Genomic DNA, 8,576 nt, shown 5'->3' on the forward strand with positions numbered 1-8,576 from the left:
GGCACCTTGCAATCGGATATGCATTACGGAAAAGTTGGAGATGAGATGATGACGGAAGCGGTTCTGGTCGAGCGGCGCGGACATGTCATGATAGTGACGATCAATCGCCCGGAAGCGCGCAATGCCTGCAACGAGGCGGTCTGGGTGCAGTGCGGAAACGCTTTGCGCGAAGCTGAGGCGGATGTCGAAACCCGGGTTATCATCATCACCGGCGCGGGCGACCAGAGCTTTTGCGCAGGTGCTGATCTCAAGGCGATCTCGCGTGGGGAGCGTATCGTTCCTGAAGATCCCGTTCAGGCAAGCTGGGGTTTTGCGGGCGTGGTGAGCAACTTTATCTCCAAGCCGATCATAGGGGCGGTCAATGGTACCGCGCTTGGCGGTGGCACCGAACTGGCGCTGGCCTGCGACATCGTCGTAGCCGTCGAAACCGCTACATTTGGCCTCCCCGAGGTGAAGCGCGGACTGGTCGCCGGTGCGGGTGGTGCTTTCCGGGTTGTGCGTCAGATGCCCCGCAAGCTTGGGATGGAAATGTTGCTTGTCGGGGACCCCATCACCGCTGCACGCGCTTTCGAGCTGGGCATGGTCAACCGCATCGTTCCCAAAGAACGACTGATGGAAGAAGCTTTGGCGATTGCCGAGAAGATTGCTGGCAATGCACCTCTTTCGGTACAAGCCAGCAAGCGCATCGCGCTCCATTTGGTCGATGGACGATCAGTCGAGGAGGAAGCGTACTGGACGCTCACGGCCAACGAAGCATCGGTTCTGGTCAAATCCGAGGATGCGATGGAAGGGCCACTCGCCTTTGCCGAAAAGCGAGCTCCCCAGTGGAAAGGCCGCTAGAATCCTTATCCACTAGCGGGGCCCGCCGGTAACCACAGCACTTGCGCCGTGGCGGGCCCGCCATAATCGGTAATATTTTCAAAATCGCACTGTTCATTCACTACAGGACAAGCCGAACGACTACCGCGCGCCTGTTCACGCCAGGCCCTGCGCCTTCCTGGCGTTGTGCGTGAGCGTGCTCAACACTCGCCCGGCGGAGACGGCTTCGTCCAGAACAATTTCTGCGGCAGTGATCAGGCGCGCGTACGGCGAGCACAATGCAGCGAGCGCCTGGGCCACCTCGTCGGGATCCATGCGCCGCTTGCGGTCCTTTTCAAGGTTTTCCGGCGAAGACATGCTGTCCGACATTTCCGACCGGGTTCCCCCGAGAAGAATCGCGTTGGCACGAATGTTGTGCTTGAAGCCCTCGACAGCGACGACTTTTGTGAATTGGTTCAGCCCCGCCTTCGAACCGCAATACGCCGACATCTCTGCCATCGCTATGAGCGAGGCATTTGACGAAATGTTGAGGATGACGCCATCGCGCTGCTTGCGCATGTGGGGCAGTACCTGTTGACACATCCCGAAAACACTCGTGAGATTCAGGGCTATGACCCTGTTCCATTCGTCCAGGGTCATTTCCTCAAGCGACATGAATTCGCCCCGGGTACCCGCATTGTTGAGGAGGACGTCGATCTTTCCTTTTTCAGCGACACATCGCTCCACCAGCCGTGCGCGGTCATCTTCGGAGGTAACGTCCGCCGGCACGAACGTCGCATCAAGGCCCTGTTCGCGGATCGAGGCAGCAATCGCCTCGCCAGCATCAGGGCGGCGGGCACAGCCGAAGACCGATGCCCCCATACCTGCAAAAACCCGCATGATCGAAGCGCCCAGGCCTCCCCCTGCCCCTGTTACCAGCACGACGCGACCTTCCAGAAGTTTCATCACATTCCTCTCTGTTAACAATAAACGGATTTCACCCGCTGTTATGGACTCCCATTTAGCTCGAACACGAATGCATTCGGCCGACTCTCGGGAAGAGCCGACCGTGAGCTTGGGCGTTAGCCGCCTTGCTGACGACCACGCGCCATGACGTTGGCGCGTTGCGCCTCCATATCGAGAGGCGCAGCTGCTGCGACCCATTCCTCGGACCGACGACGCTCCCGCGCATATGCCTCATCAAGGCTCAGACCAATGGCGCCATCTATGGTTTCCTTGTTGAACTGCACCGTTCCTGCATCGCAAGATGCAATGTCGCGGGCTATTCGCTGAGCCTCCGCCAGCAAATCCTCCGGCGCCGTCACCCGGTTCACGAGACCCCACTCCAGAGCAGTCTGCGCGTCGATGAAATTGCCGGTCAGCGATATTTCCTTGGCCCGGGACGGACCGACGAGCTGTTGAAGCCGTACAGTCAGCCCCCAGCCAGGCAGAATGCCGACACGAACATGCGTGTCGGCGAAGCGTGCCTTTGTAGAAGCGATCAGAATATCGCATCCCAGAGCCAGTTCGAACCCGCCGGTAACCGCCGCGCCATTGACCGCAGCGATCAGCGGCGTGCGGCAAGTATGAAGTGCGACAGACGGGTCATCCTTTGGTTCATAATCGAAAACCGAGCCAGCCCCCTGCGACGCAAGTTCCTTCAGGTCCATACCCGCTGAAAATGCGCGTTCACCCCGGCCCGTAACAATGATGGCCTTTACCGTCTCGTCGGCGTCAGCAGCCCGGATAGCAGCGGAAAATTCCGAACGCAGCGGAAAGGACAGCGCATTCATTGCATCGGCGCGATCGAGGAATATCGTCGCATAGCCTGGCCCCATTTCAACAGTGATGGTTTCGAAGTCGCCCATAGTGCCGATGTTCGCCGATTGCGTCACCATTATCGTCCGTCTCCTTTTCAAGCGGGCCGGACAGTATTCGGCCCTAATCCATGAACTTCGACCTGTAACCGCGCAACTTTGACATCGGCTCGTCGAACGGTCTCTACCTTACATGATTTGCCCTGCATTGCGACTATTTTGCGGCAGCAGTGATCGGGGGCGCTGGCGGAATCGGGTCAGCCTGTGCAAAGGCATTGGCTGAAGCTGGAGCGAAAGTGGCCGTGGTCGACTTGTCGGCGGAGGCCGCGGACGTTGTGGCGGCCACCTTTAACGGTTGCGGATATGCCATTGATGCCGGTGACGAAGCGAGCATCCAAGATCTTCATGGCAAGATCGAGAGCACCTTGGGCGCTGTGGATATCCTGGTGAACTCAGCCGTGGTGTTTCAGGCGGCAGAACCGGCGACGCGCCTGTCCATGTCGCATTGGGACAAGGTCGTTCGCGTTTCGCAGCGGGCCACGTTTCTGGCCTGCGCCGTTTTTGGTGGCGGATTGCCGTCAGCGCCGTCGGGCAACTGATACTCCACCCCGCCGCCATATAGTTTTCGCGGCACGCCCCGTAGGCTGGAAGAGTCAAAGCGGGGCGCAAGCTGATCCATCGCTGCCAAGGTCGAACCTGTGGGATCGACCCTGGCCGTTTACGCCGTGTGCCTGGCGACGATCAGTCCGGTAGGCCGTAGGCAATAAGTTCAGCACCTCCGGCTTGGCGCATTGCCCGTGGGCCACCGTCGGCCACGACGAGTATCTGCTTCTGGCTGCGCGGAGAAAGATAGGTCATCGGGGTCGCAAAAACGCCGCGTTCCACGGATACCTCCCACAATTCACGCCCGGTCTTGACGTCAAAGGCCCGAAACTTTCGGTCGAGCGCCGCGCCAATGAAGACCAGCCCCGACCGCGTCGTAATCGACCCTCCGGACGTAGGTGTCCCAAGCGTAATCGGCAATCGGGAACCTATGCCGAGCGGACCACTATCGTTGGCCGTGCCAAGTGGGTGCGACCAGATCAGCTTGCCCGTAACCAGATCAACCGCGCTCAGAAAGCCGAACGGCGGGGCCTGACAAGGGACCCCGAGCGGCGACATGAAAAATCCTGTATCTGCGGCAAAAGGCGTCCCTGCCTGGGCGACCGCACCGCCGACATGATTTCCGTCCTGATCGGAAGCAATTGGCTTCAATCCCCTCTCGTTCGCTTCATCCCGAGTTAGAAGCCGGGTGTGGTTCGGCAGTCGCGAAGTATTGACGATCATCACACCCTGATCGAGATCGACCGATGCGCTGCCCCAGTTCATGCCACCCATATAGCCGGGCGACGTGATCGACGGGGTCAAACCGGGAGGAGTCAGTGGCCCCTCGTACCGCGCCCTGCGAAACTTGATACGACAATAGATCTGATCAAGCGGAGTAATCCCCCACATGTCGGTTTCCCGCAGATCCGGACCGCGAAATGAGGGCAGCCTATCGGAGAAAGGCTGGGTCGGTGATAGCCGCTCCCCAGGGGCCGTGCCGGCCTGTGGAGCAGGATGCTCGGTGACTTCCCAGATTGGCTGGCCGGTCACGCGGTTGAGCAGGAATACCTCGCCGCGCTTAGTCAATTGAAGGAGTGCCGGCACTTTGCCCTCGGGGGTGTTGAGGTCAAACAAGGTCGGCTGCGACGCGACATCATAATCCCAAAGATCGTGATGCGTGGTCTGGAATGACCAGCGCGGCTTACCGCTTTGCGCGTCGATAGCGACGACCGAACTTGAGTATTCATCGTCAAACGGGCGCCGCTGCGCGCCGTAATAGTCGGGCGTCGCATTCCCGGTGGGAACGTAGACCAGTCCAAGATCTTCGTCCGCGCTCATCGGCGCCCAACTGTTGGGAGTTGCCGGCGTATAGGTTTCGCCTTCAGCGGGCGCACCGGTTCGGTCAGGTCGACCCATGTCCCAGGCCCAGGCCAATTGTCCGCTAACCGCATCGAACGCCCGCACGACACCAGACGGTTCCCCCCAATATTGGCCGTCCGTAACCCATCCGCCCACTACGATCTTGCCACGGACCACGGTCGGCGCGGACGTGCCATAATAATAGCCGAGCGGTGCCTCGGTAAGACCCTGAAGAAGGTCGACCTTCCCCTCGTTGCCGAAATCGGCGCAGGCCTGTCCAGTTCGCGCGTCGAGGGCGATCAAGGTTGCCATTCCCGTGGCAGAGATAATTCTCTCTGCGCACATGCCGGTCATTCCCGAAACCCGGTAATAGGCCACTCCACGGCAGACGCGGCCAATTTTCTTGACCGGATCATTGTGCCATCGAACCTTGCCGGTTTCGGCGTCGATCGCGAAAATCTGGTTGTTGTTATTACAGGTGTAGAGGCTGTCACCGACCATGATCGGCGTCGCTTCGATCCCGGCAGCGTCGTCGTGCGGATCATTGCTGATAGACGTCCGCCAAAGCACCTTCAGTTTACCGACATTCTCAGGCGTGATCTGCGTCAGCGGGCTAAAACGCGATCCTCCCGGGCCATTGCCCCAGTTCGGCCAATCGCCGGCTGTTGCGACCTGATCTACACCACGTCCGCTCGGAAACGATGTTATTCCAGCTTGGAATTTGGGATCAGCGGGTCGGCTCTGGAGGGGATGCAGGACGGAACCGAGTGCCACCCCTGCGACCAGGGCAATAGCGAACGTGCCGAACCCCATGGGCAACCGCTGGAAGCTTGCTGGTTTCAAGGAGCGCCGGAACCAGGGAGTCAGCATCCAGGCGCCGACAATCAACCAGGCCGAAATGCGCGGCATCAATTGCCAGCCTGAGAAGCCCACCTCCCAAATGGCCCAGGTTACAGAGGCGACGACTATTGCAGCGTAGATCCACACGCCTTCACTATTGCCGCGCCAGATAAGCACTGCTGAACAGCCCAGTCCGAGACCGGCCAGAAGATAGTAAGGCGATCCGCCCAATGTCGCCAGTGTGCCGCCGCCATACAGCAATGCCGAGGCGATGAGCGCCAATAACACCGCATAGACACGTCGACCGATGACTCCGTCCCTAGAAACCACTATCCATCCTCCCAAAAGTCATTATTGTTTTACCTCTAAATTATCCAATGACATCAACAGGCAAGCACACCGACGCGATTGACTGCGGCGGCAGAATACGGGCGGCAGCAGGCCAGTCTAAAGATCAAATTCGGAATGATGCGTTTCCCTGCCCTCATCGGCTTCGCCCTCATCAACAAGCGACTGTAATTCCCTGGCCAGCCATGAGCGCAACTCTGGATGAGGTATAGGGTTGAGCATATCAAGTGTATAAATCTGCGAGTAAATCACGAAGCCGGCAGATATGATCATGAACCGGGCGGCTCTCAGTTTTCCCAAATCAGACCCCAGCCAGCGGGCGAGTGGATGATATACGACGTCGATCAGCAACCGCTGCGCAATAGCGCGCGCGCGCGGATCACCACTGGCGAGCATGATCATGGCCAGTGGACTCGCGCCGGAACGCGGGCCTCGCAACAGTAATTCTACCATGGCCTCCCCGAAACCAGTGCGGGGAAGCTCCAGGATGCTTGAAGCCTCAAGAGAATTGGTGAGAGCCTCCTCGAAGAGCTTTTCTTTTGTGCCGAAATAGCGGTTCACCAGAGCGTTACTGACGCCGGCCTCTTTAGTGATCGCACGCACATTGACGTCTCGGTACCCGCGCGAGGAGAACGCCTGCTGGGCCGCGCTCAGAAGCGCCTGACGGGTAGTTTCGAAACCCCTTCGCTCAGATGGGTTTGTCGATGACATTGACAACCGGGTAAACAGTTGTTTACTTGATGGCAAGAGAGATCTGAGGCGGGACAAACTCTACAACATCGCACAGCGAAGACCCGTCTCCGTTTTTGGGTGAAGATTAGGAAGGGATCGGATGGTATTCGGCTGTACCGCGCTATTGGCATTGGGCAGCGGTACCGTTGATGATCGGGAGACCTGTTCTGACCGTAGACCCCAGTCGACATTTCGCAGTCGACATTTCGCGATTTTGGATAATTGAGATGTTTCTGACCTCTCCTGTTTCCAAGTCGCGCAATAAGCCTTCCCGCAAAAGGAACAAACTCAGATGACGGCCCAAACGCGCTTCTTTCGTCGACCATTCCTTTTGGGGGGCTTGCTGGTCTTGCTGGGGGCCGTCCTGATCTGGGGCGGTGCGACGCTCTTGATGCTCGGAGGCTCTCCTTACTATTTGTTAGCCGGTATTGCTACGGCGGTAAGCGGCGCTCTTGTCCTGAAAGGTCGGCGCGAAGGTGCAGCGCTTTACTGGGCAATGCTCGTGGGGACGACGATCTGGGCCTTCTGGGAAGTCGGGACGGATGGCTGGAGTCTCGCTGCCCGGTTGGGCGCTCCGATCGTCCTCGGTCTCTGGTTTCTGCTACCCTGGACCTGGAGGTCGCTGCAGGGCTGGCCGGCCATTGCGCCCGCGAAGGCTGCGTTGGGCGGAATCGCTGCGTTTATTGTGTGTGCCATGGCCGGCAACGGCCTCTACAGCGCTTTTGTCACGCCTGCATCGGATCCGATCTTCCAGACAGGCACGCAAAACGCCGCGCCCTCGGCAGTAGGGCCCGCCGCTCAAGGGGATACCGGCGCGGACTGGCTTAATTACGGCAACGATCCAGGCGGCAGCCGTTTCAGCCCGTTAACTCAAATCAATTCGGCCAATGTCGACCAGCTGGAGGTTGCCTGGACATATCGCTTTGGCCCCGCGCCGAAGGATGCGCCCGCAAAGCTTCAGGTTACGCCTATCAAGATCGATGATAGCCTTTATGCCTGCACCGCTTACAACGACGTCGTTTCGCTCGACGTCGATACCGGCCAGGAGCGCTGGCGCTTTAAATCAGGAACCAAGGCGAAGGCCGCTCCGTACGGGGCATGCCGGGGTGTCGCCTACTACCGTGTGCCCGATGCCGAGGGGCCATGCGCCGAACGTATTTTCACCAATACAATCGACGCCCGCCTGATCGCGCTCGATGCCCGCACCGGCAAGACTTGCAGCGACTTTGGCACTAATGGTGTCGTGTCATTGCTGAAAGGCATGTCGCCGGCACCTGCGGGTTATTATTACACAAGCTCTGCCCCAACGATCGCCAAAGGCAATATCGTCCTTGGCGGTTGGGTGTTTGACGGCATGTACTGGGGCGAGCCATCGGGCGTGATCCGCGCGTTCGATGCCGTAACAGGCAAATTGTCCTGGGCTTGGGATCTTGCACGGCCAGACCGCAAGGGTGAACCTCCGGCCGGGGAATTTTATACACCATCCACGCCCAACAGCTGGGCACCGATGAGCGCTGATGAAGAGCTTGGACTCGTTTATGTCCCGCTAGGTGGTGCAACCCTGGACTTTTCCGGCGCGCGGCGCCGACCTTTTGACGAAGCCTATTCAGGATCGGTCGTAGCGCTCGATGCAGCAACCGGAACTGAAAGATGGAAGTTCCAGACTGTTCGTCACGATTTGTGGGACTATGATGTCGCCTCGCAGCCTACGCTCGTCGATCTTCCGCTCGGCGGAACGGTCCGCAAGGCATTGATCCAGTCAACCAAGCGTGGCGAACTCTTCGTACTGGACCGGCAGACCGGAGATCCCATATATCCCGTGACGGAGCATCCTGCCCCGCAGACCAATCTGGCTCCGGGTGAATGGGCCGCAAAGACACAGCCTTTTGCCGACTCGATGCCCTCGTTCCGAGGCAAGTTGCTATCGGAAAAGTCGATGTGGGGCATTACCCCGCTGGATCAGATGTGGTGCCGCATCAAGTTCCGTGAATCGGCATATGATGGCACCCTCACCCCGCCAGGTATAAACGGCGGAGTAAAAATGTACCACTGACGGGTCTTTTGGGGTCCGTTCATTTCGGAGTAAAAGTGTACCGG

At 58.9% G+C, this 8,576-nt stretch carries 7 protein-coding genes; 3 read left to right on the top strand and 4 right to left on the bottom strand.

What is annotated here, in order from left to right; all coding sequences use genetic code 11:
• Positions 1-45: 45 nt before the first annotated feature.
• Positions 46-840, top strand: coding sequence for an enoyl-CoA hydratase-related protein (locus L3X40_RS16295; protein ID WP_237366536.1), 795 nt, complete (start codon positions 46-48; stop codon positions 838-840).
• 135 nt (positions 841-975) lie between these two features.
• Here the strand turns inward: L3X40_RS16295 and L3X40_RS16300 are convergent, their stop codons facing one another.
• Positions 976-1,764 carry an SDR family NAD(P)-dependent oxidoreductase gene (locus L3X40_RS16300; RefSeq protein ID WP_237366537.1) on the bottom strand — a complete coding sequence of 263 codons (789 nt, stop codon included), beginning with the start codon at positions 1,762-1,764 and terminating at the stop codon, positions 976-978.
• Positions 1,765-1,880: 116 nt separating this feature from the next.
• Complete coding sequence (locus L3X40_RS16305; protein ID WP_237366538.1) at positions 1,881-2,696, bottom strand: enoyl-CoA hydratase; 816 nt, start codon at positions 2,694-2,696, stop codon at positions 1,881-1,883.
• A gap of 149 nt (positions 2,697-2,845) precedes the next feature.
• Here L3X40_RS16305 and L3X40_RS16310 point away from each other — a divergent pair, with 149 nt between their 5' ends.
• Complete coding sequence (locus tag L3X40_RS16310; protein WP_237366539.1) at positions 2,846-3,214, top strand: SDR family NAD(P)-dependent oxidoreductase; 369 nt, start codon at positions 2,846-2,848, stop codon at positions 3,212-3,214.
• A 142-nt stretch (positions 3,215-3,356) separates the two neighbouring features.
• Here L3X40_RS16310 and L3X40_RS16315 read toward each other — a convergent pair whose 3' ends face one another.
• Both L3X40_RS16315 and L3X40_RS16320 read right to left on the bottom strand, forming a co-directional pair.
• On the bottom strand, positions 3,357-5,729 hold the full coding sequence (locus L3X40_RS16315; RefSeq protein WP_237366540.1) for a membrane-bound PQQ-dependent dehydrogenase, glucose/quinate/shikimate family: 2,373 nt from the start codon (positions 5,727-5,729) through the stop codon (positions 3,357-3,359).
• Positions 5,730-5,846: 117 nt separating this feature from the next.
• Positions 5,847-6,458, bottom strand: coding sequence for a TetR/AcrR family transcriptional regulator (locus tag L3X40_RS16320; protein ID WP_272907958.1), 612 nt, complete (start codon positions 6,456-6,458; stop codon positions 5,847-5,849).
• Between the two features lie 313 nt (positions 6,459-6,771).
• Between L3X40_RS16320 and L3X40_RS16325 the strand changes: the two genes are divergently transcribed.
• Entirely contained in the window at positions 6,772-8,532 is a 1,761-nt protein-coding gene (locus tag L3X40_RS16325; protein WP_237366542.1) for an outer membrane protein assembly factor BamB family protein, read from the top strand.
• Positions 8,533-8,576: the final 44 nt, after the last annotated feature.

The sequence above is a fragment of the Rhizorhapis sp. SPR117 genome, assembly GCF_021742065.1.

What these genes read in the sequence shown, in the direction of transcription:
- L3X40_RS16295 (WP_237366536.1), top strand. Translation starts at nt 46, where the DNA reads ATGATGACGGAAGCGGTTCTGGTCGAGCGGCGCGGACATGTCATGATA.
- L3X40_RS16300 (WP_237366537.1), bottom strand. Translation starts at nt 1,764, where the DNA reads ATGAAACTTCTGGAAGGTCGCGTCGTGCTGGTAACAGGGGCAGGGGGA.
- L3X40_RS16305 (WP_237366538.1), bottom strand. Translation starts at nt 2,696, where the DNA reads ATGGTGACGCAATCGGCGAACATCGGCACTATGGGCGACTTCGAAACC.
- L3X40_RS16320 (WP_272907958.1), bottom strand. Translation starts at nt 6,458, where the DNA reads ATGTCATCGACAAACCCATCTGAGCGAAGGGGTTTCGAAACTACCCGT.
- L3X40_RS16325 (WP_237366542.1), top strand. Translation starts at nt 6,772, where the DNA reads ATGACGGCCCAAACGCGCTTCTTTCGTCGACCATTCCTTTTGGGGGGC.